31 protein-coding genes, 1 tRNA gene and 1 pseudogene are annotated in these 18725 nt (G+C 67.1%); 7 read left to right on the top strand and 26 right to left on the bottom strand.

Features of this window, described 5'->3' with window-relative positions; all coding sequences use genetic code 11:
• The 5 genes and pseudogenes from L338_RS15845 to L338_RS15825 all read right to left on the bottom strand — a co-directional run.
• Nucleotides 1-407 (bottom strand): annotated as a pseudogene (locus L338_RS15845) (hypothetical protein); the annotation flags it as partial.
• 129 nt (nt 408-536) lie between these two features.
• Nucleotides 537-1184, bottom strand: coding sequence for a hypothetical protein (locus L338_RS15840; protein WP_022699391.1), 648 nt, complete (start codon nt 1182-1184; stop codon nt 537-539).
• A 122-nt stretch (nt 1185-1306) separates the two neighbouring features.
• Nucleotides 1307-3364: a hypothetical protein gene (locus L338_RS17670; RefSeq protein ID WP_022699390.1), complete on the bottom strand. Its 2058-nt coding sequence runs from the start codon at nt 3362-3364 to the stop codon at nt 1307-1309.
• A gap of 124 nt (nt 3365-3488) precedes the next feature.
• On the bottom strand, nt 3489-4241 hold the full coding sequence (locus L338_RS15830; RefSeq protein WP_022699389.1) for a hypothetical protein: 753 nt from the start codon (nt 4239-4241) through the stop codon (nt 3489-3491).
• A 3-nt stretch (nt 4242-4244) separates the two neighbouring features.
• Nucleotides 4245-5036, bottom strand: a complete 792-nt coding sequence (locus L338_RS15825) for a hypothetical protein (protein ID WP_022699388.1) — start codon at nt 5034-5036, stop codon at nt 4245-4247.
• 104 nt (nt 5037-5140) lie between these two features.
• Between L338_RS15825 and L338_RS15820 the strand changes: the two genes are divergently transcribed.
• On the top strand, nt 5141-5428 hold the full coding sequence (locus L338_RS15820; protein WP_022699387.1) for a type II toxin-antitoxin system RelE/ParE family toxin: 288 nt from the start codon (nt 5141-5143) through the stop codon (nt 5426-5428).
• 27 nt (nt 5429-5455) lie between these two features.
• A complete protein-coding gene (locus L338_RS15815) occupies nt 5456-5749 on the top strand; it encodes a HigA family addiction module antitoxin (RefSeq protein WP_022699386.1) in 294 nt (97 codons plus the stop codon).
• Nucleotides 5750-5775: 26 nt separating this feature from the next.
• Here L338_RS15815 and L338_RS15810 read toward each other — a convergent pair whose 3' ends face one another.
• The 20 genes from L338_RS15810 to L338_RS15725 form a co-directional block, all read right to left on the bottom strand.
• Nucleotides 5776-6117, bottom strand: coding sequence for a helix-turn-helix domain-containing protein (locus tag L338_RS15810; RefSeq protein ID WP_022699385.1), 342 nt, complete (start codon nt 6115-6117; stop codon nt 5776-5778).
• The gene (locus L338_RS17470) at nt 6114-6359 is read right to left on the bottom strand and encodes a hypothetical protein (RefSeq protein ID WP_152485926.1); all 246 of its coding nucleotides are present in this window, start codon (nt 6357-6359) and stop codon (nt 6114-6116) included. Before L338_RS17470 ends, L338_RS15810 begins: the two co-directional genes overlap by 4 nt.
• On the bottom strand, nt 6356-7207 hold the full coding sequence (locus L338_RS15805) for a phosphoadenosine phosphosulfate reductase domain-containing protein (protein ID WP_081639674.1): 852 nt from the start codon (nt 7205-7207) through the stop codon (nt 6356-6358). The genes L338_RS17470 and L338_RS15805 overlap by 4 nt, the downstream gene beginning before the upstream one ends.
• Nucleotides 7204-7581 carry a hypothetical protein gene (locus tag L338_RS15800; protein ID WP_022699382.1) on the bottom strand — a complete coding sequence of 126 codons (378 nt, stop codon included), beginning with the start codon at nt 7579-7581 and terminating at the stop codon, nt 7204-7206. The genes L338_RS15805 and L338_RS15800 overlap by 4 nt, the downstream gene beginning before the upstream one ends.
• On the bottom strand, nt 7578-8660 hold the full coding sequence (locus tag L338_RS15795; RefSeq protein ID WP_022699381.1) for a DUF5131 family protein: 1083 nt from the start codon (nt 8658-8660) through the stop codon (nt 7578-7580). The genes L338_RS15800 and L338_RS15795 overlap by 4 nt, the downstream gene beginning before the upstream one ends.
• Nucleotides 8660-9391 carry an SAM-dependent methyltransferase gene (locus L338_RS15790; protein ID WP_022699380.1) on the bottom strand — a complete coding sequence of 244 codons (732 nt, stop codon included), beginning with the start codon at nt 9389-9391 and terminating at the stop codon, nt 8660-8662. The genes L338_RS15795 and L338_RS15790 overlap by 1 nt, the downstream gene beginning before the upstream one ends.
• Nucleotides 9388-9696 (bottom strand): hypothetical protein, encoded by a 309-nt coding sequence (locus L338_RS15785; RefSeq protein ID WP_022699379.1) that lies wholly within the window; start codon nt 9694-9696, stop codon nt 9388-9390. Before L338_RS15785 ends, L338_RS15790 begins: the two co-directional genes overlap by 4 nt.
• Nucleotides 9689-9931 carry a hypothetical protein gene (locus tag L338_RS15780; protein ID WP_022699378.1) on the bottom strand — a complete coding sequence of 81 codons (243 nt, stop codon included), beginning with the start codon at nt 9929-9931 and terminating at the stop codon, nt 9689-9691. Before L338_RS15780 ends, L338_RS15785 begins: the two co-directional genes overlap by 8 nt.
• Nucleotides 9928-10257: a DUF4326 domain-containing protein gene (locus tag L338_RS15775; protein WP_022699377.1), complete on the bottom strand. Its 330-nt coding sequence runs from the start codon at nt 10255-10257 to the stop codon at nt 9928-9930. The genes L338_RS15780 and L338_RS15775 overlap by 4 nt, the downstream gene beginning before the upstream one ends.
• Nucleotides 10254-10679 (bottom strand): hypothetical protein, encoded by a 426-nt coding sequence (locus L338_RS17465; protein WP_152485925.1) that lies wholly within the window; start codon nt 10677-10679, stop codon nt 10254-10256. The genes L338_RS15775 and L338_RS17465 overlap by 4 nt, the downstream gene beginning before the upstream one ends.
• Complete coding sequence (locus L338_RS15770) at nt 10679-11221, bottom strand: hypothetical protein (RefSeq protein ID WP_022699376.1); 543 nt, start codon at nt 11219-11221, stop codon at nt 10679-10681. The genes L338_RS17465 and L338_RS15770 overlap by 1 nt, the downstream gene beginning before the upstream one ends.
• A complete protein-coding gene (locus tag L338_RS15765; protein ID WP_022699375.1) occupies nt 11218-12081 on the bottom strand; it encodes a hypothetical protein in 864 nt (287 codons plus the stop codon). Before L338_RS15765 ends, L338_RS15770 begins: the two co-directional genes overlap by 4 nt.
• Before the next feature lie 112 nt (nt 12082-12193).
• A complete protein-coding gene (locus L338_RS15760) occupies nt 12194-12412 on the bottom strand; it encodes a phosphoglycolate phosphatase (RefSeq protein ID WP_022699374.1) in 219 nt (72 codons plus the stop codon).
• Nucleotides 12409-12933 carry a DUF2312 domain-containing protein gene (locus tag L338_RS17170; protein ID WP_022699373.1) on the bottom strand — a complete coding sequence of 175 codons (525 nt, stop codon included), beginning with the start codon at nt 12931-12933 and terminating at the stop codon, nt 12409-12411. Before L338_RS17170 ends, L338_RS15760 begins: the two co-directional genes overlap by 4 nt.
• 1 nt (nt 12934) lies before the next feature.
• Nucleotides 12935-13279 (bottom strand): hypothetical protein, encoded by a 345-nt coding sequence (locus L338_RS15750; protein WP_022699372.1) that lies wholly within the window; start codon nt 13277-13279, stop codon nt 12935-12937.
• On the bottom strand, nt 13276-13653 hold the full coding sequence (locus L338_RS15745; protein ID WP_161624645.1) for a hypothetical protein: 378 nt from the start codon (nt 13651-13653) through the stop codon (nt 13276-13278). The genes L338_RS15750 and L338_RS15745 overlap by 4 nt, the downstream gene beginning before the upstream one ends.
• Nucleotides 13650-13967 (bottom strand): hypothetical protein, encoded by a 318-nt coding sequence (locus tag L338_RS15740; RefSeq protein ID WP_022699370.1) that lies wholly within the window; start codon nt 13965-13967, stop codon nt 13650-13652. The genes L338_RS15745 and L338_RS15740 overlap by 4 nt, the downstream gene beginning before the upstream one ends.
• Nucleotides 13964-14428 carry a hypothetical protein gene (locus L338_RS15735; protein WP_022699369.1) on the bottom strand — a complete coding sequence of 155 codons (465 nt, stop codon included), beginning with the start codon at nt 14426-14428 and terminating at the stop codon, nt 13964-13966. Before L338_RS15735 ends, L338_RS15740 begins: the two co-directional genes overlap by 4 nt.
• Nucleotides 14429-14527: 99 nt before the next feature.
• A tRNA-Met gene (locus tag L338_RS15730) sits at nt 14528-14602 on the bottom strand.
• A gap of 21 nt (nt 14603-14623) precedes the next feature.
• Nucleotides 14624-14887, bottom strand: coding sequence for a hypothetical protein (locus L338_RS15725; protein ID WP_022699368.1), 264 nt, complete (start codon nt 14885-14887; stop codon nt 14624-14626).
• 103 nt (nt 14888-14990) lie between these two features.
• On the opposite strand from L338_RS15725, the gene L338_RS15720 reads away from it, so the two are divergent.
• Complete coding sequence (locus L338_RS15720; protein WP_022699367.1) at nt 14991-15632, top strand: hypothetical protein; 642 nt, start codon at nt 14991-14993, stop codon at nt 15630-15632.
• Here the strand turns inward: L338_RS15720 and L338_RS17665 are convergent.
• Nucleotides 15629-15805 (bottom strand): hypothetical protein, encoded by a 177-nt coding sequence (locus tag L338_RS17665; protein ID WP_022699366.1) that lies wholly within the window; start codon nt 15803-15805, stop codon nt 15629-15631. The genes L338_RS15720 and L338_RS17665 overlap by 4 nt on opposite strands.
• 406 nt (nt 15806-16211) lie before the next feature.
• Between L338_RS17665 and L338_RS15715 the strand changes: the two genes are divergently transcribed.
• The 4 genes from L338_RS15715 to L338_RS15695 all read left to right on the top strand — a co-directional run bounded on the left by L338_RS15715 (nt 16212) and on the right by L338_RS15695 (nt 18655).
• Nucleotides 16212-16616 carry a hypothetical protein gene (locus L338_RS15715; RefSeq protein ID WP_022699365.1) on the top strand — a complete coding sequence of 135 codons (405 nt, stop codon included), beginning with the start codon at nt 16212-16214 and terminating at the stop codon, nt 16614-16616.
• Nucleotides 16617-16885: 269 nt separating this feature from the next.
• Nucleotides 16886-17113 (top strand): hypothetical protein, encoded by a 228-nt coding sequence (locus tag L338_RS15705; protein ID WP_152485924.1) that lies wholly within the window; start codon nt 16886-16888, stop codon nt 17111-17113.
• Nucleotides 17114-17115: 2 nt separating this feature from the next.
• Nucleotides 17116-17355, top strand: a complete 240-nt coding sequence (locus tag L338_RS15700) for a hypothetical protein (RefSeq protein ID WP_022699362.1) — start codon at nt 17116-17118, stop codon at nt 17353-17355.
• 187 nt (nt 17356-17542) lie between these two features.
• Complete coding sequence (locus L338_RS15695; protein ID WP_022699361.1) at nt 17543-18655, top strand: tyrosine-type recombinase/integrase; 1113 nt, start codon at nt 17543-17545, stop codon at nt 18653-18655.
• The last annotated feature ends 70 nt before the right edge of the window (nt 18656-18725 follow it).

Genomic DNA, 18725 nt, shown 5'->3' with positions numbered 1-18725 from the left:
GCCGCCGCGCCGGAGGCCAGCGCCCGCTTCACCGCATCCCCGCTGACCGAGGCCGCCGCCGACACGCCGCCCGCCACAAGCCCGCGCTTGACCAGGCCCAGCGACACAGACGCCGCCGCCGAGACCGCCCCGCCGGCATGGCGAACCGTCGAAAGCCCCGCCGAAGCCGCGCCCAGCGCCGCCGCGGACCCGCCCGAAAGCGCCCGCTTGAACGCCGCGCCCGCCATGGACCCCGAAGCCGAGACGGCGCCGGAGACCAGCCCCCGCTTGACGGACGCCCCGGACACCGACCCCGAAGCCGCCGCGCCGATTTCGCTGACCAGCACGCAGCGCCCGTCAAACGGACAATCCCAATCATCGAAGGCCTGCCGGTCCAGCTGATCCCACGTCTGTTCAGTGGTGGTCATCCGGGCCGTCCATGTTTGCGTTAAGCCGATCAGCCGCCCTTGGCTGATGTTTCCATGTGGGGTATCCGCGCAGGGGTTTACCCGCCGGTTATCGCAGCGGGGTTCAGAGATTCGCTTGTCGTAAGGCCCTTAAGTCAGGGCGAGCCAGTTTTCGCCAGCAAAGTAGCGCCGTTCGATTTCAGCGTTCTCTTTGGCGTATTCATCAATGATGCGCTGGCGGAGATTGCCGGGCAGCGCCACCGGTTCTGGTCTGTCTATATTCAACTCCGGCACGGATAGCGCCGTGTCATTGTCCACGCCGATCTGCGCCAGAAAGTCCGGTATCAGGCCCTCACCTTTCACCGCGTTATAGGGCCGCACTATCATTGGCCCGGCCCAGCTTTCGATTTCTTCGATCTTGCGGAGATAGTGCATCTCGGGGCGGGCCTCCTCGAAATACTCTTCGATAGACCCACTGTAATCCCGCCGCGCCCTTACCGCCGAATAGGCGCGCCCCATAAGCTCGGTCTGGGGCCGGAGATAGACGATAACGCGCGCATCGCGCCCGTCCGCTATCGCGGGCATGACCTCACGCTGTTTTCCCCAAAATGCAGCCGCCGAATATAGGAGCGTGTCGCCTCGCCCCAAGGCCGCTTCATGAGCATCCCAGATGTTCGCGTTCGCCTGTTGGCCGCTGACATGCAGCGCAAGGCTTAACCCATTGCCCGGCGTTTCGCGCCCCCGTTTATAGGCCCGGTCGCTTTTGCCCTCGGGATAGATAAGCCCCCGCTCGGCCAAAGCGGCGCGGTTGTGCGCGCAGAACGCCTGAATTTTGGTCGTTCCGGTGTAATGGGTTCCAGCGTGAAAAAGTAATGGCATGCGCCATGAGATAAACTACTCACATCAAGGCCGCAACGCCCCTAGTCAACAAAATAGTGGCCGCTCACCTGAACAACCACCCCTGTTGTTGACGCCGGGACATTGGAAGTCCCCACAAGCCCGTAACTCAATGCGTCCTTCGCGTTGCCTATAAACATAGCGTCAAGAGCGTTATCAAACATAACGGCGAAAAGAGAATAAGCCGTCCCCGGCGCATCTATATTCGATACCCAACCAACTGCCGCCGTTTGATGTCCATAGCTCGCTGACCACGCTGGGAGACCGCCAATCTTTAACCCCCCGCTCGCGGTCGTGTAGGCGTTCACATCAAAGTCCAGATTGATGTTGAAATAGACGATATTCCCGACCTGCTTATAATAGCCGATCTGGGTGTTGTAGGTGGGGACGAAGTCGCCGTTATTGTTGAACTCCACCGTAGGCGTGAAACTGGTCGGAGCATCGTTGAACTCTGGAATGTCCAGCGCCCCGTAATGTTTCGGGTCGCCGTCCCCCGGATAGAACCAGCACTCGAAATCGGCGTGCGGATCGCTCCAGTGCGTGCCGTCCGGCAGGAAGAACCGGTTGCCGGACCCGCGCAGCTTGGAGAAGTCGCTGAACAGCGGATTGTCCGGATTGCCGATCCGCGCCTCGCTCGCCTGCAGCGTCAGCGTGGTCAGATCATCGATATCGATGATGCTGCCCGACGTGCTGGTGCTGGCGTCGGTATGCCGGAAATCGAACAGCGTCGGGTTGTCGGTAAACTTGTTGCTGATCCTGATGCTGGAAACCTGCCCGTCCGTCTCGCAATGCAGATAGGACAGGTCCAGGCAATATTCCGTGTCGACGGGCCAGATCTCCACCCCGCACGTATCGAAGCTGGTCGCATAGCCCCGGTATTTGTGCCCCTTGGTGTTGATCAGCAGCATCGCGGCGCCCTTGCCGCTGCCCTGCCACCCATCGTCATAATCGATCTTGCGGACATTCACGCCCGGCATCTCGGCCGCATTGGACGGCTGGCTGCTATGGCGCGTCAGGCTCGTGGTCTGGTTGGTCAGGCCGGACACGTCGAAATGATTATAGGCGTCGGCCACATAGGCCCAGCTGCGCACCTTCGCGTCGCCGCTCTCGCCGTGGAACGCAATCGGCCCCTCCCAGTCGCCGCTCGTGGCCGAGGCCTTGCGATAGAGAACCGGATCGCCGCCAAGCCCGCCCGCGCCATCGCTGCACAGGAACACGTAGCCCGCCGCCTCTCCGTCATGCGTGTCGCGGTTGGCGAAAGTGTCCTCCGCCCCGATATCGGCGTCCGGATAGGCGTTCCACGCAACCGCGTTCGGCCAGCCCAGCAGCTCGGAGGCATTGTTGAAGATGCCGGCAAGGGAGAAGAACCCCTTGATGCTGGCATGCAGGAATTCGTGCTCGCCCGCCGCCTGCAGGTCATCGTCGCGCCCGAACAGATAACCGCACGCGGGCATGGTCAGCGGGTCGGGCGACCACACGCTCGGCGGCGACCCCATGATCCAGCGGCTGCCCAGCATGTCGACCACCGACTTGCCGGCCAGCGCGGAACTCGGCTGCAGCACCGCGCCCCGCGCGTCCAGGATCACCCCGGCCCGGATCCCGCCAAGGTCCAGGCCCGTGTTCCAGCCCGCATTCGCGCCCAGCGGCTGCAGCCCCGGCGGCATGACGAACTTCACCGCCGGATAGATCATGTTGCCGGCGGGCAGCGCCGCCCGCACCGCGTCCGTGGCCAGCTCCAGCGCCGCGGCGTTGTCGGAATCGCTGTTGCCCGCCTCGCCATAGCCATAACGCGCCGCATTGATCGTCGGCCCGTCCCATTTGTCGATATAGGCCTTGACCGATTGCTGGGTGACCAGCGCCTTGGCGTCGTCGCTGGCGAAATCGTCTTCGTCCAGGACCTTGTCGATCGGCGCGCCGCTTTCCCCGAACGTCGCCTCGCTGGCGGAAAGATGCAGCGGCGTCTCCGTCCCCTCGCCATCGGCGACGGCGCGCAGCGTCGCGTCCGCGCCATCATCGGCGGGCACGCGCAGCAGCTGCTTGAAACGGTCCTTGGGCAGGAAGCCGGCCAGCGAATCCGCCATCAACGCCCCCTTCCCGTTACGCGCCAACGAAAACGGCCCGGAACGCGTTTCGCGCCGGGCCGTGTCACTCACAGTTTTTCGAGATTGCCTATTTAGGGGACTGATTCGTCTATACAGTCAAGCCTTACCGGTAGCCCCAGAAATCCGACAGCCAGGCGCACCCGCTCTCCAGCGCCACCGCCCCGGCCGCCGCGCGCGCATTGCGGGAAGACCACCGCTCCCCGAACACATCGCCCGCCGCGCGGGTCAGGCTGTCGCCGAACCGCATCACCCGGTCCAGCATCCCGAACTGGTCGCCGGTCAGCGCCGCCGCGATCCGCCGATAGGTGCGGAAATCATCGGCATAGCGCGCGCTCACTTCCTCGCCCGCCGCCGAGGCCCCGGTCCGCACGAAGGCGCAGCCCGCCGGGCCGGGCTGGCCCAGCGCCCGCACGGCCAGCTCGCCAAACCGGAACGCCGCCTTCACCCCGTCATCGCCGATCCGCCCCTCGGCGTGCAGCTTCACCACCGCGCAGGCCGACAGGTCGCGCAGCGCCGCCGCGCCGGCGGACTCGGAAAACCCCCGCTCCGGATTGACCACCGCCAGGGACCGCCCCGCCGCCGCCAGCGTCGCCGCCTGCGGCGCATCGTCCGTCCCGCGCTGCGCCGGCTTCACATGCCCGCCCGCCTCGCGCTCCCTGCGCTGACGCTCGGCCGCCGTCTCAATCTCGCCGCGCCGGACGGAGTCGCTCTCGACAATCAAGCCCTTGCGCCAAGCCTCGAATGCCTCCATCGCCTCGCGGAACGCCGCCGCGTTCTCATAGCCCGCTTCAACGGCCAGCCGGTCCAGCGCCGCCCGCGCCTGCGCATTCGCCGTCATCGTCGCCCGCTTCCCCATGGCTTACCGCCCTCCCGCTGATTGCTGTTTCGTTTCCGTCTCGCCCAGCACCCGGCCGCGCAGGCCGGGCCAGTCATCCAGAAAATGGAACCGGACCTGCGTCCCCACCCTCTCGCTGAGCCTCCACGCTTCCTTGACGCCAAGCTCGGAGGCCTGAAACCGTCTCGGCGCCGTGAAATGCCATGCGCCGTCAGCGCCCGTTCCCTCGAACACCAGCCCGTCGATCCAGCTCACGGCCCAGTCCTCGTTGTGGATGTCCACAGCCGCCCGGCGCAGGGCCTCGGCCTCGCGCGGGAGCGCGCCCGCGTCCGCGCGCGCGCCTGTAGTACCCGTATTCTGTAGGGGGGGTCGCTGCTGCACCCCTTTTGGGTCTCTGCTGCACCCCTTTTGTGTCTCTGCTGCACCCCTTTTCGGCTCCGAAAGGGGTGCAGATTGCGCCCCTTTTCGCAGCCTCTGAACCAGCCGCTGGGGCAACTTATCCACATCGATGAAATCGCTCAGCGCGTCCAGGCTGATGGCATAGGTCGGCGCCACGCCGCGCCCGCCGCCGCCGCCGGAAACCGCCCGCACCACGCCGATCGCGCGCAGGCGGGAGACCGCCCGCTGCACCTGCGCCTCCGAAAGGCCCGTATCCTCGGCCAGCGCGCCCTTGGAAAGCGCCCGCATCCCCTCGCCCTGTTCGTTGCAGGCGTCCCCGATCCGCGCCCCGACCAGCTTCACGGACGCCTCGCTCACCACGCCCGGCTCGCCCAGCCCGCGCGCCATCCAGAACATGCCCTGAACCCAGCCGCTCATGCCGCGGCCCCCGCTGCAAAAAATGTATCGTAAAAAGATACAAAACGCTTGCAATCCGTATCGATGTGCGATACATTCTCTTTGTCAGACGGAAGGGAAACGCAATGGCGATTCAGGGTTTTGCCGACAAGGCGCTGGAAAAACTGCACCGCACGGGAAAAGCGCCCAAGGGCGTCCCGGCGGATCTGGTCAAGCGCCTCACGAACCGGCTGGACATGATGAACGCCGCGCACGTGCTGGATGATTTGCGCACCCCGCCCTCCATGCGGCTGGAAGCCCTCAAGGGCGACCGCAAGGGCCAGCACTCCGTCCGCGTGAACGATCAGTTCCGCATCTGCTTTGTCTGGACCGCAGCGGGTCCCGACGCCCTCGAACTGGTCGATTACCACTGACAGGCTGAGAACAAGGAGACAGTGACAATGGCCGACAATATCCGCGTCCCGGCCCCGCCGGGCGCGATCCTGACCGACGAATTCATGCCCGACTATGGCGTGAAGGCCCCCACCCTCGCCAGGGCGCTGGGCGTGCCCCGCGCCCGCCTGCAGCGGCTTCTGGAAGGCGCGGCGATGACCGCCGACATGGCGCTGCGCCTCGCCCGCGCCTTTGGCACCACGCCCGAATTCTGGATGAATTTGCAGGCCGCGCACGATATCGGCGCGGCCCGCGCCGCTGGCGGCGACGCCGACGCCATACAGCCGCTGCAGGCGGCGTGACCGGCAAGGCGTGAGGGGCGCGGCCATCAGGCCCGCCCCTCCGCCACGGCCGCCCGCTTGTCGGCCAGCATCTCGCGCAGGGACTCCCCCAGCCCGTATTGCCCCAGCCGGTTATTCAGAATTTCCGCGCCATCCTCGCCCAGCTTGCCGCGCAGGCGCGATATAACGACTTTCAACGTATGCGGCGAACACCGCCCGGCCTCGCACAAACGATCCGTCCGGACCCATCGCCCGCCCGCCAGCGTCTCGAACACGCGCGCTTCCTGCGGCGACAGCAAATAGTCCCGCGCCAGCAGAATGGCACTCAAACGCCCCTCCGCCCGCGCCGCGCGGTCCCGCAAGGCGATCAGGTCCCAGCCCCCGCTCATCGCCCGGACCCCGCACAGCCCAGCCGCGACCCTGACGCGCCAAGGCCCCGGAAATGCGAACAGCCCGACCGGCCGGGGGTGAACATCGGCCGCCCGTTCGCGACCGGATTGAACACATAACCGCCGGACAGGCCGCCGCTCAGCGCGTTATCCATCCATACCGCGCAGCGCCCCCGCACCGGACACGCCGCATTGTTGCAGACCGCCGGGCGGCCGTCGTGAAGGGGGAGACGGGGGCTCATCCAAAACACTCCCCGCCTTCGGCTTGGCAAAGCCAGCCCTCGGCATCAAAAATCCAGTCGCCCTGACGCTCGACAAATTCTCTCAGTTCGCGATGGGACCAGCGCTTATTGAAGAAAGCCTGCGATGCGGAGCCGGTGAGTTCGGACCCAAGGGCCTCCATGCGTTCAGACCACCGATCCTCTGGATGTTCACGCTTATAAGCGGCAATTTCCGCTTCAGACTTGAGGAAGCAATCTCGGCAATTACCGCCGATGGTCTTTCCGTTAACCAAGGGCAGACGCAGATCGAAATCTGCCGCACGCCAGAACCTCTCAACGTCATATTTCGACACCCCCGCATCGGCGAGCGGGTGACGCACCGTCCAACAGCTTGGAGGCTGAGGTTTATTGAGCCTTGAAGGCTCATCAGCTCTCAACCCAGTGAAGTTTGTCCACCGATTCCAGCCAAGCGAGCGCAGATATCGCTTGGCCGTGAGCACCTTCAATTGCTCAGTACAATAACGTTGTTGCTGGTTAGGTAAGTAGCCGCGTTTCTTACGGATGAGAGCCTCGAACGGCTCTCCGTTACGCGCCGCGCTATTGTGGCTGACGATCTCGAAGAAGGGGGCATAGCTGCGATACTCCAACCAGACAATCGGCACGCCCCAACGCCCCCCGACCTCCTGAACAAAGTCTAACGTCTCGGGCATTTCTCGCCCGGTATTCTGGAAAGTCACTTCGACGCGATCCGGCAAGCCGCCGTTCGCTTCCAGTATCTCGTGCAGCATGAATCCGCTTGTCCGGCCGCCGCTAAACGCGATCTGGACATTGCCTTCAGGCAACCGGTAATGCCGCAGGTTTCTATTCACGCCCGTTCATCCCGCACCGCCCCGCAAACCCCCGCGTCCCGCGCGGCGCTCAGCACGCGCGCGACATGGCTGCCGGCGGCGACGTTCAGGCAGGCCGCCAGGCTTTCCTCGATCGCGGCCAGCGCCGCGGCGCGCGCCGCGCCGTCAAGGCCCGCAAGGTCGGCGTGGCGCGCGGCGATCAGGCCATAGTCGGGCTGCGGCCTTTGCGTCCCCCCGCGCCCGTAGCGCGCCAGATAGGCGCGCTGCACGGCGGCCACGGTTTCGGCCGGCAACCCGCCCTCATGGATCCGCCAGCGCTTCAGCGCCGCGATCTCGGCGCGCAGGGCGTGCAGCTCGCGATGGCGTTTGATATGGCGTCGGAGGGCGGCGATCACGGGCGGGCCTCCATGGACGGAATCCCGTCATGCGTTCGGCCGTCCAGCAGCCGCCCGGCGGCCTTCTTGCCGACGCGATCAAAGCCCCAGACGCGCCAGTATTCGCTGCCATCGGGCAATCGCCCGTGAATGTCCTGATATTTCTCGGCGGCCTGCGACAGTTCGGCAAAGCGGTTGCCCGACGCATCCATGAACATGCCGCCATTGACCTCGACCGGCGCCCACGCCCCCCATTGCTTGAAATGGAACGCCACGCCGTTCGCCGCGCACTGGTCGCGCAGCCCCCGCGCCCAGTCCGGGTGCATCGGTCGGGCATCCGGCCCGGACTCCCCGCCGCAGATCACCCAATGAAGCATTGCATCGAGAAATGTCTCGCCCTCAAAGCACGGCGAGGAAGGGTCCATACAGTGCCCGTCAAGCGTCCCTTGGGTCAGCGTGCCACAAGCCCTGCACCAGCCGCGCCCGAGCCCCAGATCCACCGGCCCCAGCAACGGCTCCGCGGAGACAAAGCGCACCGCCGCGGGGGTTGCCAGCAGCGCCGGTATCCGTTCATCCGCCCGCTTCTGATCTTCCGCGCTTACGCCCAGCCAGACATTCGGCAAGCCGCCTTCGCGCTCGCCCAGTTCCGCCCACTTTCGCCGTGACCCCATCGACTGCATATGCGGCAACCAGCGCAACCACGGACCCGCCGCGAAATAGTCCCGCATCCGCTCGGGACGTTTCGTCAGCACCTGGAACGTATGCTCCGGACAGACCGCCATCACCGCGAACACGCGGTCCAGCTGGGCGTCTGTCACGCCCTCATGGAACAGGTCGCCATGGGCGGCCACGAAGATCATGCGCGGGCGCTTCCAGAGTAGCGGCTGATCCAGCCAGTCTTCATTGAACCGCACCTCGCCCGTCCAGACCGGCCCGGCCTTGGACGGACGGGTCAGGCCCTTGCGGCTGGGATGGCTCCGCAGCCGCGTCCCCGCCAGCTTCATGGCGTAACAGTTCGTGCAGCCGGGGCTGACCACGTCGCACCCCGTAACGATGTTCCAGGTCGCGTCGGTCCATTCGATGGACGATGACTCGGCCATTACGTCCCTCCCTCATTGTCATCAAATTCAAACCCGCCTTGGCGTTCGCGCGGGGCGAACGGCTTGCCGATGCCGGCGTCGGCGGGCAGGCGTTCGAAGCGCTTGCGGCACGGCGGAATCAAGGTCCAGCGGCTCATGCCCAGCGGAACGCCCCACGCCCCGGTCTCCGGGTCCTTCATCCAGACCAGCCACGCATAGGCCGTGGCGCTGCCGACGGTCGGGTCATACTTGCCGCGCGTCATCGGCACGCGCTCGGCGTACTGAAACACCGCGTTCGGCGCGTGCGGGCTGTAGAGTTTCTTGAAGCGCGTCCCGCCCTCGGTCACCGTCGTGCGGCCCAGCAGCGCCACGCCTTCCTCCGCCAGAGTCATGGCGTGCAAGGCAAATTCCAGAAACCGGTTGAACGGCGGATTGGTGACGATCCAGTCCGGGCGCGGCTGATGCTGCGGCAGGCCGTGCGCGAAATCGTGCACGCGGCCCGCGCCATAGGGGTGAATGTCGCTGGAAAAGACGCGGGCGAAACTCTCCTGCAGGGCGCTGGCCATATGCCCCTCGCCGCAGCACGGCTCCCAGCATGTGCGGTCCTGCAGCCGCCCGGCGGCCAGCCCGCCCAGCGCCAGCGCGCAGAACGCCCGCGCCGCCCAGGGCGGCGTCGGGAAATAGTCCAGACTGTCCGCCGGCTCGACGCGCCGGTTCATCACGGCGGTGGAGGTATTGCCGCGGGCCGTCATGCGCGGCGCTCCTGCAAGCTCTTGCGCAGCCGGACGATAATCGGCTCCATGACCGATAGCAGCCAAGCCTGTTCATCGCCGGTCAGCTCATCACGGTCGGCCGCCATAGCGACCAGCTCGGCATAGCGCCCCAGCTTGTCCCGCGCCGCGATATACGGCGCACCTCGGAAACAGTCGCCCTCGTAGAAACACTGTCCCGTGAAAGAACACTCGCCAGACGGGCTTTGGCAAAGCAGCATCGCGGCCGCGTAGCGGCCATGATCCGGCGAGGCCAGCCATGCCTCGGTTGGCGCGCCCTCACCCATCCGCCGGAACCTCCAGCAGCTGAAACCCGCCCCGCTCCAGTTTTGCGACAAACGCCGCGCCCTCGATCTGCGAGCCCAGCGCCATCGCCCAGACGATGGCGAACACGATCAGCGCCGCGCTGGCCCGCCGCAGACAGCGCGAGCGCATGGACCCGGCCCACAGCGCCGCGCCCCACCCGGCGCCCGCGCAGCCCAGCATCAGGACAATCAGGGGGAGGACGGCCAAGACGGTCATGTTTCGCCGTCCTTCGCGCCATTGGCGATCTCCAGCAGCACGTCGGCATGACAGGGCTGGTCCAGCGGGCACCAGCAGGCCAGGTCCTTTCCGGCCAGCTCGCGCCTTACGTTTTCGCGATAAAGAAAGCCCGCCGTCGGCGCCAGCGCCCGCTCGCGGAACAGCGCGATCACGTCTTCGCGTGTCATGGCCGCGCCTGTCTTGGGGTGCGGATTGCCAATCCTATAGGGATTGGAAAAGGCGTGCGGCCGCGCGACGGAGACCGCCCCCTCCGGCAGCCGCCACCCCTTCTTGCGAGACAGCTGGATGCGGCGCGGGCCGGTCATGTCGCCCCCTTTTCTGCACCGTTTCCGGGCGGGGAATCGCAGGGGTCCGGCCGGGCAAGCCCCTGCGCTTCCCCGCTCTCCGCCGTTTGAGATTGATTGATTTCACCGAGAAGACATCTCCAGTCTTTCGCGATAGAGCGACAGAATCCGGCAAATTCCTCTTGATCGATCTGGCCTTCCGCCAATGCCAGTTCGGCGGATACGAGCTGCTGGCCCAGCGTTCGCATTGACGGCGCGCGCGAAATCAGGCGCGCACGCGGCGCGCAAGGATCCGTTCCGGCGCGGCGGTGGGTATCGATTAGCGATTGAGATAGATGCAGCCCGCCCAGAGATACTTGGCAGACCACGTAGCCGTCCGAAGCGCGCACGACTCCCCAATCATCGAACTCACGCGCAGGATACTTCCAACTTGATTCCGCCATCACGCCCCTCCCTCGCTTGAAACAGATGCCGGGTTGACGCGCTTGCGGGCTTCCTGTTGCCGATCGCCGGAACCCGCGCGGCTCGCGCGCCCTTGTTTTGCCGCCGGTTCCCGGCACCGCTGCGGCTGTACTCCCGGCGAATCCTTCGATGCGGCGTCCCCGCCGCGCGCGCCCCAGGCCGGCGGCGCGGCGGCCAGCCAGTCGCAGAGCGCGGTGAAATAGCGGTCCAGCGCGGGCGATTCCTCGCGCGCCGCGGCGAACATCAGGTGCGCGGCCTCGGACGCGGCGGGCGTCATGCCGCTGTCGGCCCCGGCGCGCGCGGGGGTCAGCCCGAACGCGCAGACCGCCAGATGCACCCCGACATCGCGCGCATAGAGATCATCCCGCCCGCCGCCGGCCGCGCCGGCGGGACGGCCGGCGACACCCTGCGGCGGCGGCATCGTCCCTTGCGTGAACGCATAGGCCCCGGCCGCGCGCGCCAGCCGCGTCAGCCGCGTGGCGTTCAGCGCCGCCCGGCGCCGGGCCTCGGCGGCGGCGCTCATGCGCGCTTCCGCCCGGCCGTCCCGGCCTTGATGTCATGTTTGCGGCGGCCCTTGCGGGTCAGCCGCCATGTCCCGTTCATGGTCTCGACAAGGCCATCGCCTTTCAGGCCCTGAAGCGCCGCGGTCACCGCCGATTCCCACATGCGGCACTGGCTGATGATATCGCCGATGGGGGACCCGCGCGTGACATGGCCCGCGGCCAGCGCCGTCATGACGCGCCAGCGCCCCTCGGCGGGATCCACGGTTTCCGTGCGCCCCACCACCGTGATCTTGCCGCCCTCCCGCAGATAGCGGTCCACGGCCTCTTTCTCCGGGTCCGGACGCGGCGCGGCGGCCGCCGCCCCGGCCCAGTCGCTCATGGAGGGCCTGGGCTTCGGCGCCGCCTGCGCCAGACGCAACCCGTCCGCCTTTGGCGGGCGCGCCTTCGGCTTTTCGTGCGGCTTGTCAGGGGCTTTCGGAGGCCCCGCCGGGGGAGATTTCGCGGAAAGATCGCCGCCGCGCCCGCCCCGCGCATAAGCCATCGCCTCGCGCGGCCCGTCGCCGGCGGCCAGGCGCTTGCCGTAATCGGTCAGCAGCTCGATATCGCCGGTCAGGCGGTAACGCTTCAGCTGCGTGGGCGTGATGGAGACGGACAGGACCTGTGCGGGAATACCCCGCGCGAACAGCTTCACGCTCGGCCGTCCCGCGCCGCCGCGAATCGACCGCCAGGCCAGCCCGGCGGCGATGGCCGCCTTGCGGTCCGCGCCTTGCGGATTGTGCGCCCCGAAATCCAGAGGCTCCGCCCCGGTCAGGTCGCACGCCGCGATATAGAGATGCGCGGCCAGGTCCGCCGCGGCGATATGAGGCGTTGGGAAGCTCACCGCGCCCGCTCCCGCGGCATATCCTCCGCCATCGGCATCGGCGCGGGCCGGTCCACCACCTGCCCGCCGATGCGCACCGCGCGCGGGCCATAGGGGCGCGGGGGCGGCGCTGTTACGCGCCTCCGCGCACCCCCCGCCCCGCCGCCGCGCCTTGGCGCTGCGGCATCCCGTTGACCATGTCGCTGCGGATATCGACGCGCCGCGACCGCATCGCGGGGTCGAACGCCTGTTCGCTCATGTAGAGCCGGGCCGTGCGCCCGCGCGCCGCCCAGTAATCGCGGATGCGCTCCATCAGCGCCGCCGCCCCGTCCCGGTCGCAATGGTCTTTCACAGCTGGTAATCCTCCGTCTCTTTCGCCTTGGCGCCGGGCTGTGAGCGCGGCAGCGCCCTGCCCGGCTTCGCCGCGGCGGCCTTGGGTTTCGTCCTGGTCTTGGCGTCGGGCTTGTCTTCCGTGGCGGCTGTGTTTGGCGCGATCCGCTTGCCGGCCGCATGGATCGATACCTCGCCCCGCTTCAGCAGGCCGGTGAAGCGCTCCATGGCGCTGTCGCCCTCGGGGTCCACGCCCTCGCCCGCCGCCTTGAACAGCGGCGCATCGCCCACGGCGTGCAGATAGAGGTTCAGCACCGCCTCCTGTTCGGCGCGGTCTTGGCTGTCCATCTTCCGCAGGCGCACCACCTGGCGCATGATCTTCGTGTCGAAGCCCATGGCTTTCGCCTCGGCATAGACTTCCTTCATGTCCGCCATCACCTCGGCCTTGTCGGCCTCCAGCCGCTCGACGCGCTGGATAAAACTGCGCAGGCGGTCCTGCCCGGAGGGCTCCAGCGATTGCGGCTGCGTGACGTCTTTGGTCATGTCAGAAAAGACTCCCTGTTTCCGTATCCCCGCGCCCGCCCCGCGTGGTCAGGGCGGCGTGAAGATCGTCTATGGTCTGGAGAAACCCGGCGGGCCGCGCCGCCTGGTAGAAGCCGATGACGTCGCTGGACGCCCCGCAGGACGCGCAGGAAAACCGCCGCCCGTCCGCGCTCACCCGCGCGCGCCCCTCGGCGCAGCACGGACAATCACAGACCCAGCCGCGCCCGCCGGTCAGCGGATCGGCGTCAATGGTCAGCAGCTCCAGAACATCGGGGATGCTCACCCCCGCCTTCACGTCGGCCTTGCGCGCCTCCAGCGCGGCGTCGAGGGTGCGGGCGCGGGTCATATCCAGCCCGCAAGCCGCGCGATGAACGCCGCCGCCACAAACCCAACGCCCGCCCCGCAAACAAGGGCGGGCGCATGGGCCGCAAAACACCAATTTCCAGCAGATTTCAGACGCGTGATCCGCGTGTAATCCGCGATCTCGTTTCGGGACTGCGCCCGCAGCGTATATTGCCGCCAGACGCCCGGCAGGATCGCGGCGCCGTCTGTTCTCAGGATATTGACCGGCCCCAAAGGCGGAACGCCGCAGCTCTCGGCGTCCCGAACAAACGTCGCCGGAACGATCCGCCAGCCCGCCGCCTCCAGCGCCATGACGATATCGTCGCGGACCCCGACCGCCGGAGTGACCCTGTCTATGATCAGCGCCCGCCCCATCACGCCGCCCGCCCTTCGCCGCGCAGCGCAAGGCGCATCAGCTCGTTGACGGCGGTGCGGCAGACCGCGTGCACCGGCGCGCGGTCGCCCGGCTCGGTGCGCTCGGCCCACACGGCCAGCAGACAGCGCAGCGCGCTCGCCAGGTCCGCGTCGGGGAAGTCTCCCGGCTCGGGCATCGCGTCCAGCTCGTCGCGCATCTGCGCCCGCGCCACGGCGATGGAGCCGCGCCAGTCCTCGCCATTGAGCGCCCGCTCCGCGGCCAGCAGCCACAGATACCACCGCGCCTTCCCGGCGGAGGCTGCGCGCGGGGCGGTCATCCGTGATAGGTCCCGCCGATGGCGCGGGCGAGGAATTCGCGGCGGCGGCGAAGCCACGCCGCGGGGTCCTTGCGTTGCTCCGCCGTCGCTGTGCGCTGGAAAATCGTCAGTTCATAATTGGTGAAGGGCCGGAACGGATCATTGCGAACCCGCTCACAGAACACCTCATGGTCCCACGCATTGCCAGCGCCCCGCCGGGCCTTCTTTTTCATCCGCTGCTTGAAACGGCGTTCTGCGCGCGTCGGCTTGCGGCGGCGGCGGTCCTGTTTGGACCGGCGAATGCCTTTGATGGACTCGCCGGAAACGCCCGGCCCAGACACGGACGGCGCGCCCGCCGCCATTACACCGCGCCGGGGCGTCTCCGCCGCCGCGCCGGACATCATCAAAGAGGCCGCCGCGATGGAAGCGACCCCGCCCCCGGCCAGGTGATAAATACGACTGCTCTTACTGGATTTATTCATCGGGAGCCCCTCCCTCGACTGGACGGAGGCGGCGAACGCCCGGAACGCCGCCCCCATTGGCCGCGCCGGTCAGGCTCAAAGGGCGGCGCGATCGGTGAATGGTTGCGGGGGCGGGATTTGCACCCGCGACCTGCTGGTTATGAGCCAGCCGCGCTACTGCTGCGCCACCCCGCTTCGAAATCTGTGTCCGGGCCCTCACGCCGCCGCCCCCTCGTCCGCCGCGGCGCCCGCCGCGGGCGGCAGGTCCAGCGCCGAGGCCGGCGGCCGCATGTCGTTCCAGGTGAGGTCCAGCGACTCCCGCTCGGCGACTTCCACCACGGCGGAGGCCATGCGGATCGGCACAACGCCGTCGCCTTCAGTAATCAGCCGCGAGAAATAGTTATCGGCGCGCCCGACCGCCTTGGCCGCCCGCTTGCCCGTCCCAAATGCCTTGATGACTTTATGCGCCGGCGTGTTCACCCAGCCCGCCCCTTGATGTTTACGTTTTACGTAATATACGGAGAGGGTGATTCGCGAATTTTGTAAACCCGTTAGTTCCGGCTGGGACGGCATCCTTGCCGCCATGACCTATGACGAACTCGATTCGGATTACGAAAACCGCGTTACGCCGGACTGGATTGACGCCCAGTTGTCCGCGCACAGCCTCACGCGGCGGGACCTCAGCCGTGGCACGGGAATTTCATACCGCGCCATCGTCGGCATCTTTTCGCCGACGGAACAAAGACAGATCCGGCATGATGAAGCGGTGGCCTTTCGCCGTTTCTTCAAAGCCGTAGCGGAGGGACGCCCGGATGACAGCGGCGATGGACTGCGCGATGCGTTAGGCGGCGCGCGGCGTGACAGCGCGCAAATTCCCTTGTTTGGAGCCGCCCTGACCGGCCCCATCAGCCTAACGCCGCAAGGCCGCATCGGGACAACCGAGCGCGCCCCCGCGCAGCGCGAAGCATCACGGGCGTTCGCTGTTTCAGTTCAGGACGATGATAACGCGCCGCGCTACATGACGGGCGAACTGGCCTATGTCGTCGGCGGCCGCGCACCGCGCGCCGGCGAAGACGCCGTGGTCGAGCTGACGGACGGTGAAGCCTGGCTGGGCGTGTTCGACGGCCGCAGCGATAACGCGGTCCGGTTGAAGCGCGGCGACAAGGTCAAGGCTTTCACGCTGGACAAGGTCCGCGCCATTCACAAGGTGGTTGGACGGGGCTAGTCGATCATGCCGCGCGCCTTCCAGACCGACATGAAGGCGGAGCGGTCGCGCTCGAAATCTTCATAGGCGCGATTGATGCGCCCCAGATTCCGCGCGAAGTCCGGGTGCGCCTCCATGATCGCCGCCTCTGTCTGGGCGTCCGTCATTCCATGATCGGCCTGCCAGGCCTTCACGGACTGGGCGTATTCTCCCGGCCGTCACAAGGCCTTCAAGCGATTGCATCGCCAGCTTTCGCCATGTCTCGCACTCCGCGCCGCGCCCGTCATTCATCCGGATCTCGACGCGGCACCCCGAGGCGATCATGTTGGCTGCCTCCATGGACCCCGCAACCTCGGACAAGTCCGGCGCCGGCGGCGGCGCGGCGGCGGCCTGCAGCAGCGCCGCGGACGCCGCAATAACCATGATAACCATCCCTCTCCCCCTTAAAATTACCCGATCTCTCAGAATAGGCCGCGAACGCCGCCCGTTTAAAACACGGTTGACGGACTTACGTTTTACGTAATATTCCTTGATTCGTAATTTCCGGTGTTGACGTTTCACGTGAAACAAAACGCCAAAGTTTACGACGCGAGGCCATCCATGACCGACACGCTCACCTCTCCCGAAACTCCGCGCGGGCCCTCCCCGATCCCCGCGCGGACCGGCGGCGCCGCCGCGCCATCATCATGCGCTCAGGCTGAGGGCGGACCCCTGCCCGGCGCGGCGGCGACCGTCACTCACCCGGTCATCCTCGCCCTGCCGTGCATACAGCAACCGGGCCGTGAACGGCGATACGCCTGCCGCAGCCCGGAGGACGCCGCCGCCCTGATCCGCCAGCTGCGCCCCCATGACCGGCTCGCGGTCAAGCCGCTGCTGGATGATGCCTGTTCCGTCTGGCGCTGCCATCCCGACGGCGACCTGTCGGAGGGCGCGGGCATGGTCACCGGCGCGGACGCCGAACGCATGATCGCCGCCTTCGCCCGCATCGGCGGCGAGGCGCACTGACATGACCCCCGGACCGGAAACCGCTTCGCCGTCCCCCAACCGCAACGAAAGGGCGCTTGGTTCTTCAACTGTCGGAGATTTTGGCGAATCGATCAGCAACCGAAAGCCATGCAATGAAGGGCGCGGATGGTCCGCGCCCGGCAAAGGCGAAGCGGCTTCCCGTCCGGGAGACGCGCCGACATGGGAAGACATCCTGAACATGGGCGCCGCCGCGGCCGCGGGAACCTTCCTCGGCCTCCTGATCTTCGGGCTGTGGATTGGAGGGTGATGTGATGCTGAATCCGTCAAAATGGTCGGTGAACAAGAAAATCATGGTCGCTATGGCGGCCGCTATCCCCACTGTCTTGCTGCTCTGCACCTACATGATCGCGGGCGCCTGCTGGGCATCACCGGTCTGCGCCGTTGACCCCGTTACCGTCTGGAAGCTTGTCGCGGTCATCACGCCTTTGTTTGCCATCAGCGGCGCTCTGTCGCTCCTTATGGCGGACGATAGTTGACCATGGCCGACTACCGCCCTCGCTACACGCTCAACAGCTATGCGCCGCCGCAGGAAATGTTCGGCGCATGGAATCCGTTCAGCAAAAGAATTTCCTGCGTTTATCACACAGCCAGTTCCGCGCGGCGTGAAATAGGCCATACCTATAACCGTATGGATGCGGCGCGGGGCTGGAAGGATGCCTACAGGAAAGGCTGGCGCATCGTCCGCGTGACCGTCAGACCGGAAATCTTCTACGGATGACCCCGCCCCCCGCCATAACGCTGGAGGCCGCCGCGGAGCGGCTCGGCCTCACCGCGCCCGGCGGGCCGGCGCATCCCGAACGCGTGATCCGCGACGCCCTGCGCGCGCACGGTTTGCCCTTTATCCGGATCGGAAGGCGGGTCATGCTCACCGAATCCCAGTTCCGGGCGCTGCAGGAGGCCCGCACATGTCGCTCTCGATCCGCCGGCGCGGAAAAGCCGGGCTCTGGTACGTCCGGGGCACTGTCACGGTCCATATTGACGGCGCGGCCGAGCGCGTCCGCGTCAGCGAAACCGCTCTCGGAACGCATTGCCAGCGCGAAGCAGAAGCAGAGCGGGACAAGATCGCGGCCCAGATCCGGCGCCGTTATCTCCTTCCCGCCGCCGAGCGCGGCCGGGAAAAGACGTTCGGCCAGCTGATCGAGGCCTATCTGGACGGCGGCGGCGAGGCCCGCTTCCTGACCCCCATCGAGGCCGCCCTCGCCCATCACCCGGCCGGGGAGATTACGCAGGACCTTGTGGACCGCGAGGGCCGCCGCGCCTATCCGGACGCCGCGCCCTCGACGCTGCGGCGGCAATGGCACGGCCCGATCATTTCCATTCTCAACGGCGCGCGCATTTCCCATACGCTGAAAAAACCGCCCGAGGGCGCATGGCGCACGGTCTGGCAAAGCCCGCCCCAGGCCGAGGCCGTCATCCGCGCCGCGCTGGCCGCGCCGCCGCGCAACCGCTCGCCCTACATGCCCGCCCTGATCGAATTCTTTTACGGAACCGGCGCGCGCGAGGCCGAGGCCTTGCTGCTGCAATGGGACGATCTGTATCTGGACTATGAAACGGCGATCCTGCGCGACACCAAGAACGGCGAGGAACGCAGCGTCCACCTGCCGCGGCGTCTGGTCGCCTCGCTGGCCCGCCTGCCCAGCCGCGAAAAGGGCGGCGCGGTGTTCCGCACAAGGCTGGGCAGGCCCTTCACCGTGCGCCGCAATAGCGGCGCCACGCTGGCCGGGATCAAGTCGGCCGTGACCGCCGCCGGGTTCGACCCGCACCGCGTCACCGAACACACGTTCCGGCACAGCTGGGCGACATGGCACCACGCCCAGAACCGCGACATGCTGCGCCTGCAACAGCGCGGCGGCTGGAAATCCCTGCGCATGGTCGAACGCTACGCCAAGATCCCCCCGCCGGGCCTGGCCGCCGACCTCGCCAAGTTCGGCTGGACGCTGGAGCCGGCGGAGGACGCGGCGGGCGATTCCGTTGGGCACAGCGTGGGCACGCCGCCATCCGCCGCCGCCAAATCCTGACCTAACCCCCTGATTAAAATACCCTTCCAGAGACGCCCCGCCGCGCCCGGAATTCCCCTGCTAAGGGAGT

Origin of the sequence: Euryhalocaulis caribicus, from assembly GCF_000412185.1 — a bacterium.
Classification (GTDB): domain Bacteria; phylum Pseudomonadota; class Alphaproteobacteria; order Caulobacterales; family Maricaulaceae; genus Euryhalocaulis; species Euryhalocaulis caribicus.
Note: the sequence above shows the minus strand (reverse complement) of the source record. Positions and strands in the feature narration are given on the sequence as shown.